The sequence below is a fragment of the Ralstonia sp. 22111 genome, assembly GCF_052045895.1.
GTDB lineage: Bacteria > Pseudomonadota > Gammaproteobacteria > Burkholderiales > Burkholderiaceae > Ralstonia > Ralstonia wenshanensis.
Map to the genome: position 1 here is coordinate 1 of NZ_JBQEPR010000012.1, position 23,827 is coordinate 23,827.

A 23,827-nucleotide genomic window follows, 5' to 3' on the forward strand; every position below is an offset into this window, starting at 1 on the left:
CTTACACCGCGCGGCGCACCATCAATTCCTTGATCTTGCCGATGGCCTTGGTCGGGTTCAGACCCTTCGGGCACACATCGACGCAGTTCATGATGGTGTGGCAGCGGAAGAGGCGATACGGATCTTCCAGGTTGTCCAGACGCTCGCTGGTCGCCTGATCGCGGCTGTCGGCGATGAAACGATACGCCTGCAGCAGACCGGCGGGGCCAACGAACTTGTCCGGGTTCCACCAGAACGACGGGCACGACGTCGAGCAGCTCGCGCACAGAATGCACTCGTACAGGCCGTCGAGCTCTTCACGCTCCTCCGGCGACTGCAGGCGCTCCTTCTCGGGCGGCGGCTCGTCGTTGATCAGGTACGGCTTGATCGAGTGGTACTGGTTGAAGAACTGCGTCATGTCCACGATCAGGTCGCGCACCACGGGCAGCCCCGGCAGCGGGCGCAGCACGATCTTCTCGGGCAGCTCACGCATGTTGGTCAGGCATGCCAGACCATTCTTGCCGTTGATGTTCATGGCGTCGGAGCCGCACACGCCTTCACGGCACGAGCGACGGAACGCGATCGACTCGTCCAGCTTCTTGAGCTTGACCAGCGCGTCGAGCAGCATGCGCTCGTGACCGTCGAGCTCAACCTCGTAGGTCTGCATGCGGGGCGCTGCGTCCTTGTCCGGATCGTAGCGATAGACTTCAAAAATACGCTTCATTTTTGTGGGCCCTTCTTATCCGTTAGAACGTACGCGCCTTGGGCGGCACCGATTCCACCGACAGCGGCTTCAACTGCACGGGCTTGTAGTCGAGGCGGTTGCCTTCGCTGTACCACAGCGAGTGCTTCATCCAGTTTTCGTCGTCGCGATTCGGGAAGTCGCTGTGTGCGTGTGCGCCGCGCGATTCCTTGCGGGCGGCGGCCGACACCATCGTCGCCTTGGCCACTTCCACCAGGTTGGCCACTTCCAGCGCTTCAACGCGCGCGGTGTTGAACACCTTGGACTTGTCCTTCAGGTGGATGCTGCCAGCACGCTCGGCCACTTCCAGGATGCGCTCGACGCCTTCATCCATCAGCTTCTGCGTACGGAACACGCCGGCGTGCGACTGCATGTTGCGGCGGATGTCGTTGGCAACGTCCTGCGCGTACTCGCCCGAGCTGGACGCATCGAGCTTGGCCAGACGCGACAGTGCGCGGTCCGCTGCATCGGCCGGCAACGGCTTGTGCTCGCGGTTCTTCAGGTTCTGCGCAATGATGTGGTTGCCCGCCGAACGGCCGAACACCACCAGGTCGAGCAGCGAGTTCGTGCCCAGGCGGTTGGCGCCGTGCACCGACACGCACGAGCATTCGCCGATCGCGTAGAAGCCGTTGATGACCTCGTTCGGGTTGCCGTTCTTCGGCACCACGACCTGGCCGTGATAGTTCGTCGGAATGCCACCCATCTGGTAGTGGATGGTCGGCACCACCGGAATCGGTTCCTTGATGGCATCGACGTTGGCGAACTTCAGGCCGATCTCGCGGATCGACGGCAGGCGCTTCATGATGGTCTCGGCACCGACGTGGGTCAGGTCGAGCAGCACGTAGTCGCCGTTCGGGCCGCAGCCACGGCCTTCCTTGATTTCCTGGTCCATCGAGCGCGACACGAAGTCACGCGGCGCCAGATCCTTCAGCGTCGGGGCATAGCGCTCCATGAAGCGCTCGCCATCCTTGTTACGCAGGATGCCGCCTTCGCCACGCACGCCTTCCGTGATCAGCACGCCCGCACCGGCCACGCCGGTCGGGTGGAACTGCCAGAATTCCATGTCTTCCAGCGGGACGCCTGCGCGCGCTGCCATGCCCAGGCCGTCACCGGTGTTGATGAAGGCATTGGTGGACGCTGCGTAGATCCGGCCTGCACCGCCCGTGGCGAACAGCGTCGTCTTCGCTTCGAGGATGTAGACCTCGCCGGTTTCCATTTCCAGCGCCGTCACACCCAGCACGTCGCCGTCCTGGTCGCGGATCAGGTCCAGCGCCATCCATTCGACGAAGAAGTGGGTCTTGGCCCGTACGTTACGCTGATACAGCGTGTGCAGCAGCGCGTGGCCGGTACGGTCAGCCGCGGCGCAGGCACGCTGCACGGGCTTCTCGCCGTAGTTCGACGTGTGGCCGCCGAACGGGCGCTGGTAGATGGTGCCGTCGGCGTTGCGGTCGAACGGCATGCCGAAGTGTTCCAGCTCATACACCACGTTTGGTGCCTGGCGGCACATGAACTCGATCGCGTCCTGGTCGCCGAGCCAGTCGGAGCCCTTGACGGTGTCGTAGAAGTGATAGTGCCAGTTGTCTTCGCTCATGTTGCCCAGCGAAGCACCGATACCACCCTGCGCCGCCACGGTGTGCGAGCGGGTGGGGAAAACCTTGGACAGCACGGCCACGGAGAGGCCGGCTTCTGCCAGCTGCAGCGATGCACGCATGCCCGAACCGCCCGCACCGACGATCACCACGTCGAATTTGCGGCGCGGCAGCCCAGTCTTGACTGCGACCATGTCTTAAACCCTCCAGAGAATCTGAGCTGCGTAGCCCGCGCAACCGACGAGCCACAGAATCGTCAACACTTGCAGCGTCAAACGCACTGCCACGGGCTTCACGTAGTCCATCCAGATGTCACGCACACCGATCCAGGCGTGATACGTGAGCGACACGAATGCCAGGAACGTCAGCATCTTCATCCACTGGTTGGCGAACAGCCCCGCCCAGCTTTGGTAAGACGTGTCTTTCGAGAGCAGGAACGCAGCCAGCAGCACGATGGTGTACACCGCCATGATCACGGCGGTGACGCGCTGCGCGAGGAAGTCCTTCAGGCCGTAGTGCGCGCCGACAACGAGGCGCTTGGGACCAATATTGTTTTGTGCCATTGCGGATTCCTCAGAACAGGCCGAACAGCTTGGCGCCGAACACGACGGTCAGCAGCAGGCTGACGATCAGCACGCTCACAGCCGATTTGGAGGCCGAGGCCTTGTCGATGCCGATATGCAGATCGAGGATCAGGTAACGGATGCCGGCGCAGAAGTGGTGCAGGTATGCCCAGATGAGGGCAAGGACGACAACCTTGGCAAAACCGTTGGACAGAAGCGCCGAAAACTTGGCGAAACTGATTTCCGACGTGAGACTTTGCTCGAACAAGTACAGCACGAACGGAAGAAGAAGGAACATCAGCGCACCGCTGGCACGGTGCAAGATGGACACCTTACCGGCCCAGGGCAAGCGGTAACGGGCGATATCGCCCAAACCGATGTTCCTGTAGATGGCGGTGCCATTTTCTGAATTGATTGCCACGTGGCCCTCCGAACAGACTCCAGACACAGATGAAGTTGATGAACTTGACGCAAAGCTCGTCTTTGTAGGGTAACGATCTTCGATGCTCACCCCGGGCTTGCAAGACCGGTAAGCATGAGCGACGCCACTGCTACAAAGGTCAATAGACTGCGCAACCGGAAATACCAGGCTGGTAGTGCCCCCCAACGTAGAAAAACGGCATCCGTCAGCCAGCAGGCTGCCAGCACCATCGCCATCCTGATGAGCGCAGTACGCGGCTCGCCACTCATGGTTGCGCCCCACGCTGCGAGCGATGGCACAACGCTCCAGGCAAGCTGCAAGACATGCCTGCGCGTGGTGTTTGCCTCGTTGAGTACGCGCCCCCAGTGCACCGCACCTACAAAGGATGTAATGGACGCCGCGTACACCACCAGCGAATGCTGGTATTCGCTGCTCCCCGAGGTGTCCCGAAGGCAAAGCCACGCCAACGCGATAAATGGGATGAGACCGCCGATGCCGAGCAGGACAGCCAGGCCGCGCAAGTCTTTCGGCTGCGTACTCATGACTTGGGGGGTACGAGTAATCGCCCTTGGCCTCCATCCACGCCGATCTGCTGGCCGGTGATCCAGGAGGCTGCAGGACTGAGCAGGAATTCCGCAAGCGCCGCGGTGTCCTCTCCTTGTCCGAGCCGGCCCATGGGGTTCGTCTTTGCGAGTCGCTCCGCAACTGCTGGAGCACTTGTCAGGCGAGAAGACATTGCTGACGTGGTCAGCCCCGGATGAATGCAATTGACGCGGATATTGCGATCCGCATACGTTGCGGCCGCCGACTGTGTAAGCGCTCCGACGGCAGCTTTCGCGCTGGCAATTGCTTCATGGTTCGGGAAGCCGGCAGTGGCGGCAACCGAGCCGATCAAGACCGCGCTTGCGTGCACTCTGTGGCGAACAGCCTGCTGTACAAACAGACGCAACACATTCCACGCCGAGAAAAAATTGGCGTCGAATGCCTGCTTGAGTTCGTCCTCCGAAGTCAGGTGCAGTGGCTTGATGATGATCGAACCGACGCAGTGCGCGAGGCCTTCCGGCGCGCCAAACTGAGCGACACCGGCCTCGACTGCAAGCTGAGCGCTATTCCGATCCGTAACATCGGCTGGACATATCAGTGTCGGGCCCGACTTGAGCGAACCAGCAAGCTCTTCGAGCTTGCTCCCGTCTCGTGCACTCAGCACAAGCGGAATGTCTGCCCTGTTCAATCGTCGAGCGAGGGCAGCGCCTACAGCGCCGCTAGCTCCAGTAATCCAAACAAATCCCATGATGACTTCCTGACGTGTGCCCAACTGAACAGCAAAGGCGCAGGGGCAGGGGTCTTCGGAAATATCGCTTGAAGCTGCTCATGGCAACCGTCGCGTGGCGCGCCAGGGGTGGTTTAGAGCTTAGCCCCGTTGAGCAAGTCTTCTTGACGGACGATTTCGGCAAGCGCGGTCTCAAGCAGTTGTACCGCCCGGTTTGCGACGTTCCCGAGCCGGCGGTGCAACAGGGCGTCTTGCGCCGAGCGGTATATGCACTCATCGCTGTAGCGTTGGAACGCGCTGAGCTGGATCACGAGTTCAGCCAAATGCCGCGGGCATTCGCATTGAATCGCTGAGGCGTGACCGGCCAGAGAGGCGAGTGCCTTGTCGTCGAAGCGGCGGGCCGAGCGCCTGCGAGTGTCGGCATTCAAGACGTCTGCCTGGCGGAGCGCCGTAGCCCAATCGACAAGCTCAGCGACGAGCGGTTCAGGTTTGGCTTCAGCGTCGGCTTGTCGGATTACGCGTATACCGCCCAGGCCCGCGCGCTCCGTCGCGTGCGCTGACGCCTCAGAGCAGATCACGCTCACCGCTTTCGCGTGTAACGCTTCGGCCAGTGCCGCAATGCGTGAGATCGTTTCTTCCTGAAGCGAAGGGACAAAGGCCAGCAGTGCATCCGCCCTCGTACCCGTGCGTGCACTTCGAATTGCGTCTTCAAGCGATCTAGGGCGTCCGCAGACACGCATGTGGGCGCAAGCGCAATGAGCGATGTCAAATGACACAGGGCCTACGATCAGAAGCGAAATGGGCTCAACATTGGCCGTCTGAACAAAGCCAGTCGATTCCACCAGCGCCTTCAGAGATTCCGCATTCAAGCTCGCCACGGCGCTGATGGGGTGCCCACGGTCAACAAGGTCTCTGATCAGGCGCAGGCGTTCTATGTCGTCCTCTGTATAGAGGCGTTGGCCCGAGGCGCTCTTCGGCGGCGAGACTACAGCGTATCTGCGCTCCCAAATGCGCAGCGTGGATGCCGGCATCCGAGCCAGTTTTGCTGCTTCGCCGCTTCGGTAATGCCTGGGGGCTAATGACTTGTAGAGCCTTTTCACGAGTCCTCCTCATCACCCTTGTAGGGTAATGCCCCGTTACAACGGAGAACAGCGCATTTCTCTACGGCAAACCACAATGCCCGTTGATGAGTCGGAAATGCATCAAATATCCATGCTCCCGTCGTCGAGCTCTGAGAAGAACTACTCGAACATTCAACCTGCTGATTGCGATTGCGCTTCCTCTTTCATGAATCAGGATACTGATTCAGGCGCTCATGCGATGTGGCTGCACTGTGTAGAGACGACCTTGGCCAGAGCAACCAGAAGGAAGTCCCTTTGGCAGTCTGGCTTTGTGGTGTCACGCCGCACTCAGCCCGGTCGGCAGCCACTCGCCATCGGTGTAGCGCTGAAGCTCGTTGTGTCCGAACCGCCAGAGGTGAAGCCAACCGTTTCTGACAAGTTGCCGGACGACGATCTGGTTTTCAATCACCCGGTCAATGGCCTCCTGTGGCGCATCCACCAGGACGGTCAGCCGAAGCGGCTCATGGACCCAACGCTCTCCGTCATGAAGCGACTGCCGGGATAGGCCGATTCGCAAATCGCCTCCATTGCCTTCAAATACCCCGATTGAGCTGCCGACGACGTTATGCAGGAGTTTGTTGCCGCTCCCCAGATGTTTTGGATCACATGTTGACGCGTGGTATTGCCAGTTGATCCAGTGGGTCACGAGCATGGGTGCCGTCAGCAATTGATCGAGCAGGCTACCGTCGGGATCGGTGCGGTGGTCGTAATCATGTAAGAACACGCGTCCGTCGAGCACCGCACCCTGGGTCCGATAACGCGGAGCGATCACGAATGCTGCATTGCCGGCCAGCCCCCATTCCGGTCGCGTCTGTGCGCCGTCGTTGGCGCGCCGCAGGAGCTTGGTCAAGAGTTGATCATGCGGCAAACGTGCATCGATACCCAGCTTGGGCGCACGCTCGCGTCTGACCTGATCGCAAGCGTGTTTCATTGCGTCTTCAAAGCGTGCCCAGCGCTCAAGCGCGGATTCGGGCAACAGATCAAGGTCGAAGCCTTCGATCTCGTCGGTTGTCGTGTTATGCAGCGCCGCCACAAATTGCACCCGTGCGGGAACGTCGACGCCCAAGTTGATTAGCTCGGCGCGCACCTTCGGGTCATTGAGGAGCAGGGCCAAGGTGCGGGCATTGACCTCACCGCTTTGGCCACAGCATGCGCCGCAATCCAACGATGCCGAATGCGCGTTGTTGTTCGACTGGCTGCCATGACCGACCAGCACCACTAGCGGGGCCAGATTGTGAGCGAGCCCCATGGCGCGGAGCACGCGCGCCGCCAGGTCAGCTTTTTCACGTGGAGACTGCGATAGCAGTGTAGGCCTGCACACCTTCTTGTACCGGGAGGGCAATCCTGCCAAGTCTGCACGCACGCGCCGCTGCGTCGACGGACGGACCCACCGCCACAGCGCGCCGGCGTAGCCAACACCTGCAACCTCGACAAACGAGAATGCACCACTGGGCCAGCGACTGGATTGATTCAACTGTGCGGCAACCCCGAGACGGGTGCGCCGTGCGCGTGTGACCGTACCGTCAGCAGAGGGTCCGTCTTGGCCTGTATTGAGGTGGACACTGTCTGTTACCTCCATTGAGGGCGACAGTAAGCCGGGTAGTTGCGGGCGCCGTGCCCCTGTTCCGAGCGGCGTATAGGCAACGGGTATGCCGAAGAATCCCGCAAAGCCCACCGTCTGGATGGCCGGCCAGACCGCCTCCAAGGAACGGCGCAAGGGTTCGCTGCGGACGTCAATGCAAAACGCTGCTTGTACTTCAATATCGGAGGGCTCAGGCGCCACGCAGGACGCCCCTACACGCTGCGCCAGTTGGCGCTGGTAACCGGCTTCCAGGGCGTACTGCCAAACCTCGTCGATCAGCAAAGCCTCCTCGGCCTCTGCAAGCGTTGAAGATGCGCGGCGCCAGGCGTTGCGAAGGGTGGAGATGGCGGTCTTGGTGCTGTAGTCGTCGTGGCACTTCTGCAGAACGGCGCCCCAGGCAAGCCGAATGGCAAGCAACTCACGCAGGTTGGGGTCTTCCTTCCCGTCCTGACGAGCTTGCCACCCAAGGTAGGCGCACCAAGATGCCCAGCCATTCACCGTGAGCAATACGGCTTCCAGATAGTCTGGCCAGACATCGCTGGACAGATCCAGTTGCTCCAGCGCCCAGTGTTCCGCGTCCCGGAACGTGGGCGGCAACTCCGCCAGATGCTGATCAAGATTCGGAATGCCCATCAGCAAGCCAATGCCGCGATCGTGCCGTAACGTGTCGCGCCAGAAGGCATACAGCCCATCGTTTTTCTGGATCGCCCAGTCCGACTGATTCTCGTCGAAATAGGCGGCGCAGCTTTGGCTGACCTGGTGCGTGATTGCCTCGCGCCAGGAAAGCCTTGTATGGCGCAATGGATCGGTGTCAAGTATGTCGATCAGCAACGGCAAACGTGGCGCTGACCAATCGGTGTTGATGGCATTCAGGCATTGGGAAACCGTCAGACCGGAGACTTTGGCGACGGGCAAGGCAGCAAGCGCATATTCGACGTCGTCTTTGGTAATGCGGCCGGATTGCCATGCCTGGCGCAGGCTTGGACGACTCGGAAACACCTGGATGCCGCCAAGCACTGCCATCCGAGCTGCCACTTGGCGAACAGGCCTGCTCACCCGGCCCCAATGAGGATTGACTGCAATTGCCCGATCTAAAGGCCATGCCGGTGCGATCGCTGCGCATGCTTGATTGCAGGCGGCTTCCATCTGCGCCAGCCGCGCAGCGTCCGTGTACTTTTCCGCCTCAAGATTGACGCACGCTGCGTTATGTTCCGACGTCGGGCTGGGATTGGTGGAGGAGGCAATACCGTTGTTCATGTGAACCTCTTTGAGCAGCATTTACTGGTGTGCATTCGCCTTGGCGGCCCGGGCTACTGCGAGGGGGAAGACATCGGAGCGACTCGGCGTCCAGTTGGTCGGCCACGAGCGCAAAGCCAAGCGGGTATAGAACTCATCCAAGTAAAGGCCCGCATAACAGGCACGGCGCACAGAAGCCAAAGCATGGGGAGATGTCTGCAACGCCACCAGGACGCAATGCATGGCAGCCATACCGAGCAACGCTGCAATGCCGCCACCTGTGTCGGCGTGGTCCGCTATGCCGGTTGGCAAGAGGTGCAGGACGATTGCTGCGCCCATGAGACCCGCAATACTGATCAGGCTTGCGGCAAGTCGGGCCAGCAGCATTGCAGTGGTCGAGCCTTCCTCGACGGATGGCAGCCAGAGCAGTGGTGCCCAAGCAAGCGCGAGAATGCCGCTCCACCACCAAGGCCAGGGAACCTGATTTACCAGCGCATGAAGAAGGACGGCGATGCCGATTGCGATGACGGGGGCTGCGTACAAGCTCAAGCGAGACCGCTTTTCATGGCCAAGGAGCTGTTCCACGCGAAGCCGATCGACCACCGAGGACGCGGAGAGAAACGCGTGCGCCTTGTAAAGCGAATGGCCGAGAAGGTGAAGCGCCGCCAGTGTGTACAGGCCCAATCCACACTCCATCACCATGAACCCCATCTGCGCCACCGTGGACCAGGCCAGCCGGACCTTAATGCTGATGCGGGTGAGCATGATCAAACCCCCCATGACTGCCGTGGCGAGCCCGACCGTAATCAGCAGCCAGCGAGCCGGGGCGCTCTGGCTGAGCAGAGGGGCAAATCGGATCAGCACATAGCCGCCCAGGTTCACCACACCCGCATGCAGCAAGGCCGATACCGGCGTCGGAGCCTCCATGACCTGGATGAGCCATCCGTGCACGGGCAGCAAAGCTGTTCTCAAGATCACACTGACGGCGACGCAGACCGCGCTGACCTGAAGGCTGGCGGATACCCCTTCGCGCGCAATGTGAAGCCATAACTGCGACAGCGAACCGCTGCCTACCTCGTGCCAGGCAAACGCGGCTGCCGTAACCAGAAAGACATCTGCCAACCGGTCTGCCAAGCGCTTTTTGTGCGCGGCAAGCATTGCGAATGGTCGGTCGGGATAAAAGCACAGCAAACGCTGCAACGCGACGCCGATCGTCGCCCAGGCCGCGATCAACACCACCCAATGGTCTGCAAGCAGGAGCACGTGCACAGATGCCAACACCCCGGCAAGCGCGCCGAGATAGCTGCGTTGCCCTGGCTCGCCTTGCAGGTACCGCGCAGAGAACGCGCCGATGCAGGTGCCCAGCAGTTGGACAAGCACGGCCATCCAACCGCCAATCAGAGACAGGTGCAGCCAAGGCGAGAGGACGGAGGTGCCAAAAGGCTCGCCGGAACTCCACGTCGCCCAGGCCAAAGAGAATATGGCAGCACATAAGGCGATTGCCGACAGTGCGATAAAGCCGTGCCAAAGTGTCGGCGTACTTGCGCGGACGGACCGGGGAAGGAGGGCGGCCACCCCCATCAAACCTGCCGGCAGGAGTGTCGAAACAGCCGTAAGAACGTGAACGATATCCATGGGAAGCGCTGGCGAAAATTCATGTGCCCGCATCTTCTCCTTTGGAAATCATTCTGTAAAATTCAATGATCAGAACGATTTGATATATAAAACAGAATGATCAGGCTGGAGCAACTGAACTTCCATCACTTGTTCTACTTTTGGCGCGTGGCCAAGTTGGGACACCTCACGCGCGCCGCCCGTGAGCTGCACACCTCCCAGTCGGCGCTTTCCGCTCAGATCCGCCAGTTGGAAGAAAGACTTGGCGACGCTCTATTCAGCCGGGAAGGACGCAGCCTTGTGCTGACCGAGACCGGCCAGGTCGTGCTGTCTTACGCCGAAGACATTTTCGGACTCGGCCAGGAGATGCTCGGAAGATTGGTTGGCCGAAGCGAGGGAATGACGCGACTTCGCGTTGGAAGCGTGGCGACCCTCTCGAGAAACTATCAGGAGAACTGGATCAAGCCGCTCTTGGCTGACCCCGAAGTGCTACTCACGCTCGAATCCGGGGTTCTCGAAGACTTGCTCGGGCGGCTAGTTGAACATCAACTTGACGTGGTGCTCGCCAATGAAAGCGTGCCCACCAATCCGGATCGCCCTCTCCACTGTCAGTATCTTGGTAGCCAATCCATTTCCTTGGTAGGGCCAGCATCAGTCTGGAAAGGCCGAACCCTGCACATCCCAGAAGATCTTGATGGGCTTGAGATTGCGTTACCTGGGCCGCGCCACGCGCTTAGAACTCAGTTCGACGCCCTGTGCGCGTCAATGGGTGTGGTCCCCCGATTGCGGGCCGAGATAGACGACATGGCTATGCTGCGTCTGATCGCTCGTGACAGCGGCTGGTTGGCCGTGTTGCCCGAAGTTGTCGTTCAAGATGAGTTGCGAACGGGAATCCTGGTGACTGTAGGGCAGTCGACGCAATTGCAGGAACGCTTCTACGCCATCACCACAATACGCAGACACAGGCTTGAAGCGCTAGAGCGATTGCTGTCTCAGCCGGTCTAGGCAGACGCCGGACATAGCCTCCAAACCGTAGTCGTATGAGGTTCCCGCACATGGATGGAGAGCTTGTCGAGCCGTGCGGCGATCCAGGCCATTGCCGGCTGCTGCCGGACGGCTGCGGCGAGCACACAACGCCTGCATCTCAGGGGTAGGCTGATTCAAGCACGGTTGGCTTGGATCAAAGAACCGACGGACGCACCGGCGGCATAGTCGGCGCCATGTCCACGGTATCCGTAAGGAGCCCCCCATGAATGCTCCCGACAATGTCCCCAGCGTCACCCGGCATAGCCTGCTTGAGGACGTGCTCGCCATCGTCACCGGTACGCTCTTCGTGTCGCTCGGCATCACGCTCTTCAAGCAGGGCGGTCTGCTGTCTGGCGGCACGGCCGGCGTGGCCTTTCTGATCCACTACGCCACATCGCTGCCCTTTGGCGTGGTGTTCTTCACCATCAATCTGCCGTTCTATTACCTGGCGGTGCGGCACATGGGATGGCGCTTCACGCTCAAGACGTTCTGTGCAGTGGCGCTGGTGTCGTGGCTGAGCGAGGTGCACGCGCATTTCGTACAGCTGGGGTCGCTCAATCCGCTGTATGCGGGTGTCATTGGCGGCACGTTGATGGGCGTGGGCTTTATCGTCCTGTTTCGGCACCAGGCCAGCCTGGGCGGTGTCAACATCGTCGCCCTGTATCTGCAGGACAAGTACGGCATTCGCGCTGGCAAGCTGCAGATGGCGGTGGATGTGGGCATCGTGTTGGCCTCGCTGGTCGTGGTCAGCCCGATGGCACTGGCGGCCTCGCTGTTGGGGGCGGTGGCGCTCAACCTCAGCATTGCCCTGAACCATCGGCCTGGTCGCTACCTGGCCATGCAGACTGCCAGCACTGCCGCTGGACATGTCGGTAGCAACGGCTCGCCGGGGTCCTCAATGGCTTAACAAGGCTGCGGCGCGTTGCGGCGGGCATAGCCGGCCTACGTCATTCGCACGCACCGCATGTAGACGGCGATGCAGCAGCGCAGTGTTGACTGAGCCGTCAGCTTCACCGAGATGCCGAAGCGTTTGGGGATGAAAAACCTACCGTACGCGCTGGTGATGGGCCGGAAAGCCCAGCATGGCAGCGGGTTCCTTACGTGCATGCTGCGCGGACTCAGCATGAGGACGCAGTGTGTCGGTATCGGCCGCGATAGGGTGGATCGTAGCGAATCGACTCAGCACCCGCGACCCGGTCCGTTTCTCTTCATTGGGGCAAGACCGGCTTTAGCGTGCTGGCGCGAGGCTAGCGGGGACCGTACCGAGCCAACGCCGACTTTGATGGTAGTTGAAGCTTTCGTGCGTTGACCGTTCTCGAAGACGATCCAGGCAGCGGCAAGGTGATCGACACCCGGAGCAACGGGCACCCAGTAGAAGAACGGTAAACCAAAGCGCGCAGGGGCCCTCTATTTGTAGGGCGGCACTCACAGCAGACCGGTGAAGGCCTGTCGCCCCTGCGGATTGTGGATAGCGTGATGGCGACTAAACAGCGGCTGCTAAAACGAATGCTTCATGCCGGCCATCACCCCGAGCTGATTGCCGCCGGGCGCGGGGTTGCTCGTCCCTCCACTGCCGCCGGCGCTCACTGAAAGATTCGACTGCCCACCGTTATCGATGTACCCGCCGGTGAGATACACCGACGTCCGCTTTGAGAAAGCGTAGGTACCCCTGATGGCACCTAGCCACGCTTTGTTGGCACTGTTGTTGAAGTGCAGATAGTAGACCTGCCCTGCAAGGTTGAAGGCGGGTGTGATGTCGTAGGACGCACCTGCGTAGTACAACTGGCTGTGTGACGGCGCGCCACCTTCGTTGTTGCGGAACGAAGCGCCGATGCCCACCTTTGTTTTGTCGAATAACGCGTAAGCCCCGAGGAGCAGACGATCGTCCTTCAGTTTGCTACTGGTGAGGCCAGCCGCTGCGCCGGGGCCACCTCGCAGCGAGTCGTACGCGGTTGAGATGCCCCAGGTGCCGGTTTCGTACATCACCAAGGCGGACCACTCGCGGCACGCGCGGCTGTCCGATGCCAGTTCGCCGGCACAGTTGGTGCCGGCTGGGTTGGCACCGGCATTGACCGTATCCCGGCCGAAGCTATACGTGGCGCCCACGGTGAGGCCGCCGAACTTGCCCTTGTAAGCGATGGCATTGTCGACACGCGCATTCGGGCGGTAGCTGTCCAATGCGTTACCGCCATAGACGTTGGGTCCAAGGATGTCCGAGTCGAGAATCGCCCAGAACAACATAGTGTTCTGTCGGCCAAACGTCACCTCGCCCCACGGCCCGCGGAGCCCCACGTTTGCTTGCCGGCCGAATAGCCGTCCGCCCTGATTCGAGATGCCGGAGTCCGGCGCGAAGCCCGATTCAAGCGTGAAGACGGCATGCAGACCGCCGCCCAGGTCTTCTTTGCCGCGCACCCCCCACCGCGACGGCACGGTGCCTGTGAGGTTCGGCATGCGCACCAGCCCGCTTTTCGCAGCCCCAACGTTATTGACGTATTCAACGCCGGTATCCACCAGGCCGTAGAGCGTGACGGACTGTGCGGCGGCCATCATCGGGGTGGCTGCACCGATGCTCATGCCGATCAGCCAGGACGTGGTTTTCATGGTGAGGTCTCCTCTGTGTTGTACCCGTGCGTGGCACCGCGACGGGGTTTTGTATGGTTTTTTGGGTGCGCTCCGCCAAGAGGCGGTCGCACATGGCGACCCTCTTGGGGCAATACAGGAAGGTAGGGGGGATGGCGCACGGCGGCGCCTCGATACCTAGGGCGAGATGTCTTCGAGCGCCCGGTTGGTGGTCTCGATCATGCGCATGGCCGCCAGCAGGCCGATAACGTTGACCAGCGCAAACATGACAAACACCGACGCGATGCCATAGCCGGCGAGAACCACTCCGACGATGGCCGGCGCAGCAGCCGATGCGGCACGCAACCATGACGTCGCCAGCCCGGTGCCGATGGCACGCATGCGGGTTGGATAGATTTCAGGCGTGTAGAGATACAGCAGTACGGTGGTCGTGCCCATCACAGCGTAGGCAGAAGACGCCAGGATCATCACGGACAGCGCACTGCCGGCACCGATCGCCGCCAACGCTGCCAGCAAGGTACCACTGATCAGGAAGCACGCCATGGCCCAGCGCCGACGGCCGACGCGATCCACCAGGAGGGCGCACACCAGCACTGCACAGGTGCTCAGGACGTTTGAGACTGACGCCATATGCAGAGATTCCTGCAGCGGCAGGTGGTACACGGTCTTGTACAGGCTCGGAAGCCAATTATTGATGCCGTTGGCAACAAAGTAGGAACTGGCCCACAGCAGCCACACGACAAGGGTCCGCCCCCGATATAGAGGCGAGAACAGTTCCTTCCATGAGCCCTTGCGACGTGTGCGAATGCCCTCGAGCAGCGTGGCGACTCGCGTATCGATTTCGGTGCTGTCGCGTTGCGGGTCGAGGTTGCGGCGGGGCGTGCTGGCTTCAATGTCCCGGATCACGTGTTCTGCTTCGTCAAAGCGGCCCTTGCCGATCAGCCAGCGCGGCGACTCCGGCAAGCGCATGATCAGCAGCGCCACGAGAATGCCCGGGATGCCCCCGACCAGAAACATGTATTCCCAGCCAAAGCGCGGCACAAGGAACGCGCCAACCTGGGCCGCCGCCAGCAGCCCCAGCGGAAAGATCAGTTCGTACAGGATGAAGAAGCGTCCGCGCCCGTGCGCTTGCGACAGCTCGTTGATGTAAGTCGCTGCCACCGGCACTTCACCCCCAACGCCGATGCCCTGCAGGAACCGGCACAGAAACAGCATCTGAAAGTTACCGGCAAACGCGCACACCACACTCATGACCGACATCAACCCGACCGTGATGGTGGCGCTTCGCACTCGGCCCAGACGCTCAGCCAGCCAGCCGAACAGCAGCGCGCCGATCACCTGGCCAAGATATCCGGCCGCGATCAACACGCCGATCTCGCCCGGTGAGAGACGCCACAGTCCCACAAGCACCGGCATGACGAAGGCCAGCGATAGCGCGTCAAAGGCGTCGAACAGCGTGGCGCTGCCCATGATGATGCGGGCCTTCGTGTGCCAGCGACTGAAAGGGACGTTCTCGATACGAAAGAGAAGCTGTGCGGCGCGCAAGCCGGAATCGGCCGACGCTGCGCGCGCGCTCTCCTGCACGCCGTGGTGTGCCAGGGCGGGCGTGGTGATGGTCATGTTGTCTCCAGATGTCATTGTTCTGATGCGAGGCTGCGGGTTGCGTCCTGCATCGATGATCTTGTTGTTCTGGTGGCAGCCGTCGGTCGGCTGTGGTGCCGGGCGTGGCGCTTTGATAGCGCTTGTATCACGCCCGGACAGGTACCGCTTATGGTGTGCGCACGCCCTTAAGGCGTTGCCGGCAGCCTGCTTGCCTTATGCGGCAAGAGGCTGCACCACACCGGCACCCGGGCCAGTCAGCCCGGCCGAGCGCATCGCGTTGGCAATGTCGATCTCCGCGCCGGGTTCCAGCGGCAGCAGCGGAGGGCGCACAGTGGCGTGCTCAAGGATGCCCCGTGCGACGAGCGCGTGCTTGAGCGCGACGGTGCCCTCCATGTGCGAGCCACGGTGATAGACGTTCTTCGTGATCGGCAACAGCTTGTCGTGCAGGGCGCGCGCGCGAGGGTAGTCCTTGGCCTTGCCGGCTGCGATCAGTTCGATCAGCAGTTCGGGCGCGATGTTGCCGTATCCCACCAGTGCGCCGTCTACATCGAACATGGTGTGCAGCAGGTATTCATCGTGGCAGGTCAGGATCTGAAGATCGGGGTTCTCACGGCGGATAACAGGAATTTCCGTATCCCAGCGGCGCATGTTGCGTACGCCGTTCTTCATGGCGAACACGCCCGGTTGCGCGGCAATCTCAAGCTGCGTTTCGAGGTTGTACGTTGCCTTGGTCACGTCCGGATACTGGAAGAGGATCAGCGGTAGACCACTTTCCTCATAGATGGCGCGATAGCGGTCCTGCGGTGCACCTTTTTGGTAACCGAAGCGCAGCCAGCCGTGCGACGGATAGACCAGACCAGCCGAGGCTCCGGCCTTGACGGCGCGCTTGGCCTCGGCCGCGGCCACCTGCGTACCTTCGAGCGTGATGCCGGCGATGACGGGAAGCTTGCCGTCGACCGACTTCACGAAACTCTCGATCACGGCGGTTTGTTCATCCTGTGAAAGGAAGGTGCCTTCGCCGGCGTGTCCGAGCACGACCAGGCCCTTCACGCCGTCAAAGCTGCCGAGCCACTTGCCTAGCCGCTGGATGGCCGCGTGGTCGACGGCACCATCGCGGGTGAACGGGGTGACGGGGGCGGGTACGAGGCCGCGCAGATCAATGTCTTTCATGGAGTCTCCTCACGAGTGGATCGATAGGTCTTCCCGGGGGCGTCATGCCTGTGCCCGGGGAGCGCTCGTCGCCGGCGAAGCCTTGGAACGCCTGGGTGGTCAACGTGCTTGCGATGCAGTCTAGGGAGACACAGGACATGCCGGAAGGATGAATTCCGACATTTCAGATATACTGAATTGACATATCAAGAACGTGGGGACACCGTGGATTACGCGGGCTGGAAACTGTTCATCGAGGCCGCCGAGCTTGGCAGCCTCAGCAAGGTGGCATTGGCGCACGGCACGACGCAGCCCCATATCAGCCGTCAGATTGCAGAGCTGGAGCAGGCAGCCGGCGGCCGGTTGTTTCAGCGGACGGGCCGGGGCGTCGTGCTGACGGAACTGGGTCAGCGCATCGCACCGAAGGTGCGGGCATGGCTGGCGGGCACGGAGCAGTTGGCCAATGACATTCAAAGCTCAGCCGGCAAACCGATCGGGACCGTACGCCTGGGCATCATTCCCTCTACGGCGCATCCTCTGGTCAGCACGCTGTATTACCGCTTGCGCGAGCGCTATCCGCTCGTGCAACTCAGCGTGCGAGAAGGTCAAGGCGCGCAGTTGGAAACATGGCTGGAAGACGGCAGCGTTGATCTTGCCCTGTTGTTCCGGCACAGCCCGACACCCAAGCACGGCGACATCTATCTGACCGAAGCCGCGACATACCTGGTTGGCAGACCCGGCGATCCGCTTCTGGCCGAGCCCACCGTGCCGTTTGCGGCGGTGAACGGTCTACCGCTGGTTTCGTTCTGCCGGCCCAGCAGTTGGCGCGATTGGCTCAACCACCTCGCGACCCAACGCGGCATCTCTCTGAACGTCGTGGTGGAAGCCGATTCCCTCAGCCTGCAGACGCGCATCGTCGAGGATGGCGGCATGTACGCGCTGCTAGGGCCCTATGCCATCGCCAACGCCGTGCGCGAAGGCCGGCTGCAAGCCGCCAAGGTTGTGGACCCGACGGTCTATCGATACATCGCGCTGGCGATGTCGCGTCATGGCGATCTGACGCTTGCAAGCCGCACGGTGATGCAACTCACCAAGGAGATCGCACAAACGGGAACAGCGGTCTCCGAGCATGGCCAGTAAGGAAAAGGAGAGCCGCCTTGGCGCGCCTGCGCCTGTGCGAACCACAAGCGACCTCGACGGACTTAATTTACATCCGACAGGCTTTATTTTTTCAGATCAGCCATTGATCCGTAAAAATAAAGTCTGTCGGGAGGGGTGTTTCTAACTCTTTGATTTATAAAGAGTTTCTGTGCCTAAAAAATGGCAGAAAGTCTGTCGGGCCCCCTCGATTTGGCTTCGCGGCCCCTGCGAAATTTAGCAAAAGTCTGTCGGGGCAAGGCGGCACAAGGTTTCGCTGGCCAGCACGATTGCGTAGATGCCTTCTTGGAATAATCCACTGAGGCGCGTGCATTTCGAGTAGCACGCTTGACCGTCCGCAATCACCGGAGCAACATGGATTTACTCCATGTTGGAGAGAATATGCAGACGTTCAATATTCACGACGCCAAGGCCCACTTCTCCCGCCTTGTTGAAGCAGCGTCCGCTGGAGAAGAGATTGTCATCACAAAGGCGGGGAGGCCTGTAGCCCGCTTGGTGCCGATTACACGTTCAAGCGTGGAGCGCAAGTTCGGCGCATTGAAGGGCCAAGTGCGAATTGCTGAAGACTTTGATGCCCCGCTGGCGGATGATGTGCTTGCCTCGTTCGATGGGCGCTAATGTGTCTGCTGCTCGTCCCAAGGATTCACAGCGGCCGTGTCATTCCCTATCGACCTCGAACCGCAACTCCTTGCATTGCTCTCTGAGTGTCAGCGTCTCCTGAATAGCAACGCAGTGGGAAACGAGCGTTGCGCGCACGATCAGCCGAACCAGGTGGCGAAGGAATCGTAGCCGTTGTCAGCGGTCCGGCAATACGTGCGGTACCCCAGCTCCGACAACCTTATGGTCCGACCACGTTTAACATCGGACGAACTCCGGCAATGGGAGTGTGATCATCGTCACTCAGCTTGATCAAGAAGCACCTTGCTGCAGGCCTAATCTAACTGCTTAGTCCCAGCTTTTCGAAAAGAATGCGATTGCGTCGCTGTGCATTGCGGAGCAGTCGATCGTAGGAGATGACCTCGATATAGGCCGGCATATTGGGTGGCTGGAAATAGTATCCTTCACCATCGAACGTCTCATGGGCGATGTTGCGCAGACATCGTCGGAGGGATGGCGTTAGGTCAGCAATGAAGTAACCGACGAACCGGAGGTTCCTCCCGTTGATTTGGCGGCCGGTCACAGACGTTACGGTACCTTCTTGGAGTTCATAAAAACGGTCCGTGATCTGCCGTAAGGGGTCCGAGTTAGAGTAGTCATCTCGCTTTGGACGCTTGAACTCGATCACGACCGCTGCCCCTGTGGCGTCTTCCGAATCCGGGCCAACGGTGATGGCACGATCGTAAAAGCATCCGATGATATCGGGCTCCTTGTTGGAAGTGTTCTTCAAGCCCGGAATGGACTTCATCTTCTTGTCAGACGCCAAGATCGAATGGAAGCTCAGACCTTCGTCGATAACCCACAAGTTCTGCTGATCGCGGAAGATGTCGACTGACGTCTTGCCCATGGGGAATACTAGATTGTGCAGATCCTGTTCCAATGCGTAGTTCTTGTCATCAGCCAGTTTTTGCAAAGATCGCTCGAACAAGTCGAGGATGACTCGTCGATGCACGATGTATTTTGCAAGCTGTGACTTGCCTAGCTCATTCTCTGTTTCTGTGTATTCCTCGATACGCTTTCGGTAGTCCTCCTCCAAACCATCATCCAGAAGTTGTCGGATCTTGGCTCCCTCGGCGCGATGCTCAGATTCGATGTCACGCAGTTCCCGCCAGAGCTCTGCGTCGATGGTATTTCGTGCACCGCTGAATCGCACGCGCCGTAGCACACGATCGCGGTATTTCGCGTGGGTCAAGATCCGATACTCCGGCATCTCGCGGACCAGATCATGAAGCTGCGCCTCGCGTTTCGCGACGGTCTCGTCAACCTCTGCACGGAAGCGATCTCGAACCATTGCCCCAATCTTCTCGAGTAAATCGCCTTTGTTTATCAATTGCTCATCCTCGAGATCTCCCTCTTCACTTTGGAAAATTACGTTCGTGCGGGTCTGATCCAGATGCTTGTCTAGATAGTCGCCGCTGACTAGTACGCGCAGTCCATACGATTTAGCGTCTTCGTCGAGCAGGCGCTCTGGCATATCGGGGACAGTCTTGCCCAACTCTTCGTTAATGACTGCCCGGCCATTGCCACAGAGAATGATCCTAGGAACCGCGTTGGCGCGGTAGTTCCGTACGTAGGCCAGTTCGAACGAATGCCCTGAAAAATTGAGCGTGTCTCGCGTTGTGCGAGACCCGATGCTGGCGTTATATACGGCCGCCAAGACTACAGTCTTGCCACCGGCTTTGATCCAGATGTTCGGCATTCTTCCCAGTGCAAAGAGTGGCAAGAAATGCTCGATGATCTGTTCGCCAACGGAGTAAGGGTCCGACGGCAAGTGCTTCACGTAGCTTTCGCGGGCGCCTCGCAGATGAACGACTGTCTGATGTTCGCCGTCGTACGGGCCGTGCGACTGGATTTGTACTTCCTGTGCGGCATCGAATGAGAAGCAGATTCGCGCTGCGCGGCCTTCGTCACCAGCATATACGCTTTCGACTTGCGCATTGCTGAAGACCTTGAGGTAGGTAAAGCGCCCAAAGCCCTTGCCACCTATCGCAATCTTCCTACTGCTGTACACCTTCTCGAAGGAGGCGAGATTGCCGCCATGGAAGCCGGACCCATTGTCGGCAATGATCAAGCCTTCAACCGGCCACGCCGTTTCATCGGGGTCGCCATCATCCAGTAGATCGTGACGTTTGCAAATCTCAATATTGATCAGCCCTTTGCGAGGATCGTCGCGGAATCTCTCCTCGATAGCATGCATGCTATTGGAGATAGCCTCAAACAGGGGAATCATCGCGCGTTTCGCAGGCAGGCCGATCGCCCGGATAAGACCCTCTACATCGCTGTCCATAGATCCCCTCGGTTCGAATACGTTCATGGCTGCAGGTTGCATCCACAACATCGCCTGATAGGCGGCAGCGATGGCCATTGATTATGCCACTTGCCACAGCAAGCATTTCGGGGGCTGTGTGGAACAAGGGGGCGGGATGTACGGGAGTGGGCTGAGTCGTGTTGATAAGCCATTTGAACCTGATGCTTTTCCATCGCGAGTGGCCATGTACCGACTAGACTGGAAGAAATCTCCACGGAATCCGCAATGAGGGAAGAAGACCGTCTATATCTCGATCGGGCCGTGCCAGTCACAGAAGATCGTGGTCGACCATACAGCGTCAGGATTGATACAGTTCCTTTACCTTGGCGAAGGGCTTTGTAAGAACACATTCGATGTGAGCTAGTGCCTGTCTTCAGCGACGGGGGGGGCGACTGTGTCTATGCTTGGGACTGGGTCGACTGGCTGGATGGCCGTCTGTATTGTCCGTTCTAATGCAGCGTGTCTCCTGTGAGCGAGGCTGGCCTCGCTGGCGGCGCTGATGTCGCAGCCTTCAGATTAACGAGACTAGGCTTCTCTTCGTCCGGGTGGTACATCCATCGCGGGGCGCAAGCAGTAAATCTTCTGCGGCCGCGCGAAAATTCCGTCACAGTTCCCCCCCTGCTCAAGCCGGCTACACGCGACCGTTACGGTGGATGCTGGCTAGCCAATCCCGGATGCGACGCTGAGCATCCGCATCATTGATGCCGCGTGCCGGATCCAGCAGCAGAAAATGGTCTACCAACTCCCCGGGCTCGCGACCAAACTGGTGAGCACCACGTACCGAATCGTCAATTGCCAGCCAATTCTTCAGACTCTTGCCATAGGCATAGCTGGTGATGACGTACGTCCTTTCCGAACCGTCCAAGACATAGCCGAGGCGTGGTTTGATGCCGTACGTTGTACCGACAACCCGTCGGGCCAGTTCCTCAGGCAAATACGAAATTATCTGATCCAAAGTCAGAGTCTCTAACCACGAGGTGGTGAGGACAATTTCCACCTCGGGGTATGGCTTGAGCATTTCGACAAGCAGCGGCGCAAATTCGAGCAGAGGTCTACCCGTATCCAGAGTGACTTCGCCGGTAGTCGTATCGAGCAGCGCGTGACCCACGTGAAGCGTGCCGTCGAAGTCGACGAAAAGCGTCGGCGTGGTGGAGCGAAGCTCCTGTGCGGGCCGCGAGGTGTTCTTTTGCGCTTCATCTGCTGTCGTCGAATAGGGGTGCCATATCACGGTGTGCCCGAGGGCTCGAAGCGCAGCGTCTGCCTCCGCGCGCGGCAGGATCATCATAGCTAAGCCGAGGCCCTCGAGAACCTTCAAGAGGCCGCCGGTCAGCACGGGTTTTCCATTCTCAAGCCGCGAAAGCGTGTCTGCGGAAACACCGCAAGCATGCGCCGTATCGTCGATACGCAACACACAGTCTCTACGTCGACTACGTACGGCTTCTCCTAACGCTTGCAGGTCTCGCGTTAGCGGATTGCGTGCCAATTTTGGAAGCTCGTGTGCCATGGCAGTTCGGCTCTGTCACTGGCGTGAATATGAGTCCATGCTAGTGCGAGACTCGACGCGAGGGAAAGAAAACAGTAGCCCATGGTGTGGCGGGATTTTCTTCCGGACCGGTTGTGCCTATCCTGATTAGAAAGTGAATCGTCAGCATTGGCGCGTTCTAACGTGGTGATGTTGCTCACGTGCGAGTTTGTGTGTTTGCGGCGGCTAGGGTGTGTACCGACGAGGCTGAATTGGTTGCGTAGGTGCTCGATCAAGCCGCCCATAGAGCAAGATGTCTGTTGGTCCGGCGGTAAGCAATTGGTTACCCGACGAGACGCTATTCAGTTTGGTGTCGCGGCAGCATTGCTTATCCGGAAATGCGAGCACTGCTAAAACATGCCGCGAAGCGTTTGGGATCGAACAATTGGGCCCGGAAGCGAACATCCCGGCCGTGCCAGGGCCCTTTGTCATCGCGACTGGCGGCAGATATGGCTCTGCCGAAGAGATTCTGCTGCAACACACCGTGCTGCCGTACTACTTGCCGTTGGCCAGTGCCAAGGTTCGTGCCGATGTGTGGTCAAGTCTCACGTCCGGGAAACCCCTATCCTCGAGATATCCGATTGGGCAGCTTACCGGGCAGTTCTGTTCACACCATCCACTGAAAGCCTGCTCGGCGTGCATGGGCGATGATCAAGCGGCCTTTGGCGTTGCGTACTGGCATCGGCTACATCAGCTGCCAAGCGTTTGGATCTGCACAAAGCATCAAGCGCTATTGTCCGAGTGTATCCGTAGGCAACCTGGAGGCGAGTGGGCGCCGCTATGTCTCCCAGACGCGCGCTCTCTGCGTCTACCTTCATCGATGATCGGAAGTGGTTCGGAAGTCTTGCAATTGATGACCAGCGTTGCCGAGAACTCCGCCGACTATATTCAGTGCGCGCCGCAGCTCTCTCTTGATCGGTTTCGTGTGTGCGCCGTGTTGACGGCGCAAGCCATTAAACTCGGCGCCGCTGACGACGCCGGAAGGGTTGATTTCTTCAAATGCGCACAACTTCTGATGCCGGAATCTGTGGCATCGTCTTCCTTGCTGAACTTGATTAGGCGTGGTCTTGGTGAACGGAGCATTGTCTGGATGGCAAGGCGCGTGTTCGGTGCTGAGTTTCGCTTATCTGTCCTGCACCTCTTGATTACCGTGTCACGTATGTACGGTAGCTGGGCGGCATTCCTGAACGCTTATCAGGCGCAGGAAAACACCCAGGCCCGAAGTGCGGAACGTCGTGTGTCGCGAGCGGTTCACATCTACTTTTAAAGCGGGGCCGGCTATCGCACTCGATACGAGCTCTTCGTATTAATGGACGTGTACCTCGGCGGAGTAGCTGATGCCGGAACGGTTGGAAACTCAGCAAATACTTCTCGCACCCTCCGAGTCGTGCTCTGTTTTTTTACAAGTGCAATGACTTGATCCAGGCCGAGAATCACGAACGGCTGACCCCGTTGCGTCACCACCTCGATCGCCCCCGCGTTGATGCGTTTCAATATGGTGGCGTAGTGCGTCTTAAAGACGGAAACTGGTGTGCCGGCGACGTTGACATCTCCCGCTCGAACGCGTGCACCAACTATCCTGACCGCCGCCTCGAACTCCACCATCCTCCGGCGTCCAAGATGGATTGCCCTGACGGGATTATGCGGGCTTTTGCGCATGATAACTCCTGGTTGGTTGGGCTAGTTGCGCGGTCAGGCGACGTCACGA

Annotated in this window: 19 protein-coding genes and 1 pseudogene; 6 read left to right on the forward strand and 14 right to left on the reverse strand. The window is 59.8% G+C overall.

Translation table 11 applies throughout. The annotated features are described in order from the left end of the window. Nucleotide 1 precedes the first annotated feature (1 nt). The 9 genes from ACTJK4_RS22905 to ACTJK4_RS22945 all read right to left on the reverse strand — a co-directional run bounded on the left by ACTJK4_RS22905 (nt 2) and on the right by ACTJK4_RS22945 (nt 10,138). Nucleotides 2-703: a succinate dehydrogenase iron-sulfur subunit gene (locus ACTJK4_RS22905; RefSeq protein ID WP_009241007.1), complete on the reverse strand. Its 702-nt coding sequence runs from the start codon at nt 701-703 to the stop codon at nt 2-4. A gap of 22 nt (nt 704-725) precedes the next feature. Then, nucleotides 726-2,504 carry a succinate dehydrogenase flavoprotein subunit gene (sdhA, locus tag ACTJK4_RS22910; protein ID WP_316882014.1) on the reverse strand — a complete coding sequence of 593 codons (1,779 nt, stop codon included), beginning with the start codon at nt 2,502-2,504 and terminating at the stop codon, nt 726-728. 3 nt (nt 2,505-2,507) lie between these two features. After that, on the reverse strand, nt 2,508-2,873 hold the full coding sequence (gene sdhD, locus ACTJK4_RS22915) for a succinate dehydrogenase, hydrophobic membrane anchor protein (RefSeq protein WP_316882015.1): 366 nt from the start codon (nt 2,871-2,873) through the stop codon (nt 2,508-2,510). A gap of 10 nt (nt 2,874-2,883) precedes the next feature. Beyond that, entirely contained in the window at nt 2,884-3,294 is a 411-nt protein-coding gene (gene sdhC, locus ACTJK4_RS22920) for a succinate dehydrogenase, cytochrome b556 subunit (protein ID WP_232039257.1), read from the reverse strand. A gap of 86 nt (nt 3,295-3,380) precedes the next feature. Further along, nucleotides 3,381-3,836, reverse strand: a complete 456-nt coding sequence (locus ACTJK4_RS22925; RefSeq protein WP_343619481.1) for a DUF3429 domain-containing protein — start codon at nt 3,834-3,836, stop codon at nt 3,381-3,383. Continuing rightward, on the reverse strand, nt 3,833-4,585 hold the full coding sequence (locus tag ACTJK4_RS22930) for an SDR family NAD(P)-dependent oxidoreductase (RefSeq protein WP_433868193.1): 753 nt from the start codon (nt 4,583-4,585) through the stop codon (nt 3,833-3,835). Before ACTJK4_RS22930 ends, ACTJK4_RS22925 begins: the two co-directional genes overlap by 4 nt. 113 nt (nt 4,586-4,698) lie before the next feature. Next, complete coding sequence (locus ACTJK4_RS22935) at nt 4,699-5,664, reverse strand: MerR family transcriptional regulator (protein ID WP_232039260.1); 966 nt, start codon at nt 5,662-5,664, stop codon at nt 4,699-4,701. A 298-nt stretch (nt 5,665-5,962) separates the two neighbouring features. Next, complete coding sequence (locus ACTJK4_RS22940) at nt 5,963-8,413, reverse strand: DUF2309 domain-containing protein (protein WP_232040247.1); 2,451 nt, start codon at nt 8,411-8,413, stop codon at nt 5,963-5,965. A 132-nt stretch (nt 8,414-8,545) separates the two neighbouring features. After that, the gene (locus ACTJK4_RS22945) at nt 8,546-10,138 is read right to left on the reverse strand and encodes an NADH-quinone oxidoreductase subunit L (RefSeq protein ID WP_433868192.1); all 1,593 of its coding nucleotides are present in this window, start codon (nt 10,136-10,138) and stop codon (nt 8,546-8,548) included. 99 nt (nt 10,139-10,237) lie between these two features. On the opposite strand from ACTJK4_RS22945, the gene ACTJK4_RS22950 reads away from it, so the two are divergent. Both ACTJK4_RS22950 and ACTJK4_RS22955 read left to right on the forward strand, forming a co-directional pair. Beyond that, nucleotides 10,238-11,122, forward strand: coding sequence for a LysR family transcriptional regulator (locus ACTJK4_RS22950; RefSeq protein ID WP_232040248.1), 885 nt, complete (start codon nt 10,238-10,240; stop codon nt 11,120-11,122). 244 nt (nt 11,123-11,366) lie between these two features. Next, a complete protein-coding gene (locus ACTJK4_RS22955) occupies nt 11,367-12,050 on the forward strand; it encodes a YitT family protein (protein WP_433868191.1) in 684 nt (227 codons plus the stop codon). A 590-nt stretch (nt 12,051-12,640) separates the two neighbouring features. Here the strand turns inward: ACTJK4_RS22955 and ACTJK4_RS22960 are convergent. From ACTJK4_RS22960 to ACTJK4_RS22970, 3 genes are all read right to left on the reverse strand, one after another. Continuing rightward, entirely contained in the window at nt 12,641-13,744 is a 1,104-nt protein-coding gene (locus ACTJK4_RS22960) for a porin (protein WP_414562511.1), read from the reverse strand. Between the two features lie 156 nt (nt 13,745-13,900). Continuing rightward, complete coding sequence (locus ACTJK4_RS22965) at nt 13,901-15,343, reverse strand: MFS transporter (RefSeq protein WP_394372425.1); 1,443 nt, start codon at nt 15,341-15,343, stop codon at nt 13,901-13,903. A gap of 195 nt (nt 15,344-15,538) precedes the next feature. Then, entirely contained in the window at nt 15,539-16,495 is a 957-nt protein-coding gene (locus ACTJK4_RS22970) for a dihydrodipicolinate synthase family protein (protein ID WP_232039264.1), read from the reverse strand. A gap of 204 nt (nt 16,496-16,699) precedes the next feature. On the opposite strand from ACTJK4_RS22970, the gene ACTJK4_RS22975 reads away from it, so the two are divergent. After that, nucleotides 16,700-17,614, forward strand: a complete 915-nt coding sequence (locus ACTJK4_RS22975) for a LysR family transcriptional regulator (RefSeq protein WP_433868190.1) — start codon at nt 16,700-16,702, stop codon at nt 17,612-17,614. A gap of 399 nt (nt 17,615-18,013) precedes the next feature. Then, nucleotides 18,014-18,250 carry a type II toxin-antitoxin system Phd/YefM family antitoxin gene (locus tag ACTJK4_RS22980; protein ID WP_433868189.1) on the forward strand — a complete coding sequence of 79 codons (237 nt, stop codon included), beginning with the start codon at nt 18,014-18,016 and terminating at the stop codon, nt 18,248-18,250. Between the two features lie 319 nt (nt 18,251-18,569). Here ACTJK4_RS22980 and ACTJK4_RS22985 read toward each other — a convergent pair whose 3' ends face one another. Both ACTJK4_RS22985 and ACTJK4_RS22990 read right to left on the reverse strand, forming a co-directional pair. Further along, nucleotides 18,570-20,654: an ATP-binding protein gene (locus ACTJK4_RS22985; protein WP_440819069.1), complete on the reverse strand. Its 2,085-nt coding sequence runs from the start codon at nt 20,652-20,654 to the stop codon at nt 18,570-18,572. Between the two features lie 574 nt (nt 20,655-21,228). Beyond that, a complete protein-coding gene (locus tag ACTJK4_RS22990) occupies nt 21,229-22,101 on the reverse strand; it encodes an HAD domain-containing protein (protein ID WP_440819071.1) in 873 nt (290 codons plus the stop codon). Nucleotides 22,102-22,372: 271 nt separating this feature from the next. On the opposite strand from ACTJK4_RS22990, the pseudogene ACTJK4_RS22995 reads away from it, so the two are divergent. After that, nucleotides 22,373-22,843 (forward strand): annotated as a pseudogene (locus ACTJK4_RS22995) (TniQ family protein); the annotation flags it as partial. 120 nt (nt 22,844-22,963) lie between these two features. Continuing rightward, nucleotides 22,964-23,386 carry a hypothetical protein gene (locus ACTJK4_RS23000; protein WP_440819100.1) on the forward strand — a complete coding sequence of 141 codons (423 nt, stop codon included), beginning with the start codon at nt 22,964-22,966 and terminating at the stop codon, nt 23,384-23,386. Nucleotides 23,387-23,827 lie beyond the last annotated feature (441 nt).

Coding starts and splice junctions, on each gene's coding strand:
- ACTJK4_RS22905 (WP_009241007.1), bottom strand. CDS start 703: ATGAAGCGTATTTTTGAAGTCTATCGCTACGATCCGGACAAGGACGCA.
- sdhA (WP_316882014.1), bottom strand. CDS start 2,504: ATGGTCGCAGTCAAGACTGGGCTGCCGCGCCGCAAATTCGACGTGGTG.
- sdhD (WP_316882015.1), bottom strand. CDS start 2,873: ATGGCACAAAACAATATTGGTCCCAAGCGCCTCGTTGTCGGCGCGCAC.
- ACTJK4_RS22925 (WP_343619481.1), bottom strand. CDS start 3,836: ATGAGTACGCAGCCGAAAGACTTGCGCGGCCTGGCTGTCCTGCTCGGC.
- ACTJK4_RS22930 (WP_433868193.1), bottom strand. CDS start 4,585: ATGGGATTTGTTTGGATTACTGGAGCTAGCGGCGCTGTAGGCGCTGCC.
- ACTJK4_RS22940 (WP_232040247.1), bottom strand. CDS start 8,413: ATGGAAGCCGCCTGCAATCAAGCATGCGCAGCGATCGCACCGGCATGG.
- ACTJK4_RS22945 (WP_433868192.1), bottom strand. CDS start 10,138: ATGGATATCGTTCACGTTCTTACGGCTGTTTCGACACTCCTGCCGGCA.
- ACTJK4_RS22955 (WP_433868191.1), top strand. CDS start 11,367: ATGAATGCTCCCGACAATGTCCCCAGCGTCACCCGGCATAGCCTGCTT.
- ACTJK4_RS22960 (WP_414562511.1), bottom strand. CDS start 13,744: ATGAAAACCACGTCCTGGCTGATCGGCATGAGCATCGGTGCAGCCACC.
- ACTJK4_RS22965 (WP_394372425.1), bottom strand. CDS start 15,343: ATGACCATCACCACGCCCGCCCTGGCACACCACGGCGTGCAGGAGAGC.
- ACTJK4_RS22970 (WP_232039264.1), bottom strand. CDS start 16,495: ATGAAAGACATTGATCTGCGCGGCCTCGTACCCGCCCCCGTCACCCCG.
- ACTJK4_RS22980 (WP_433868189.1), top strand. CDS start 18,014: ATGCAGACGTTCAATATTCACGACGCCAAGGCCCACTTCTCCCGCCTT.
- ACTJK4_RS22985 (WP_440819069.1), bottom strand. CDS start 20,654: ATGGCCATCGCTGCCGCCTATCAGGCGATGTTGTGGATGCAACCTGCA.
- ACTJK4_RS22990 (WP_440819071.1), bottom strand. CDS start 22,101: ATGGCACACGAGCTTCCAAAATTGGCACGCAATCCGCTAACGCGAGAC.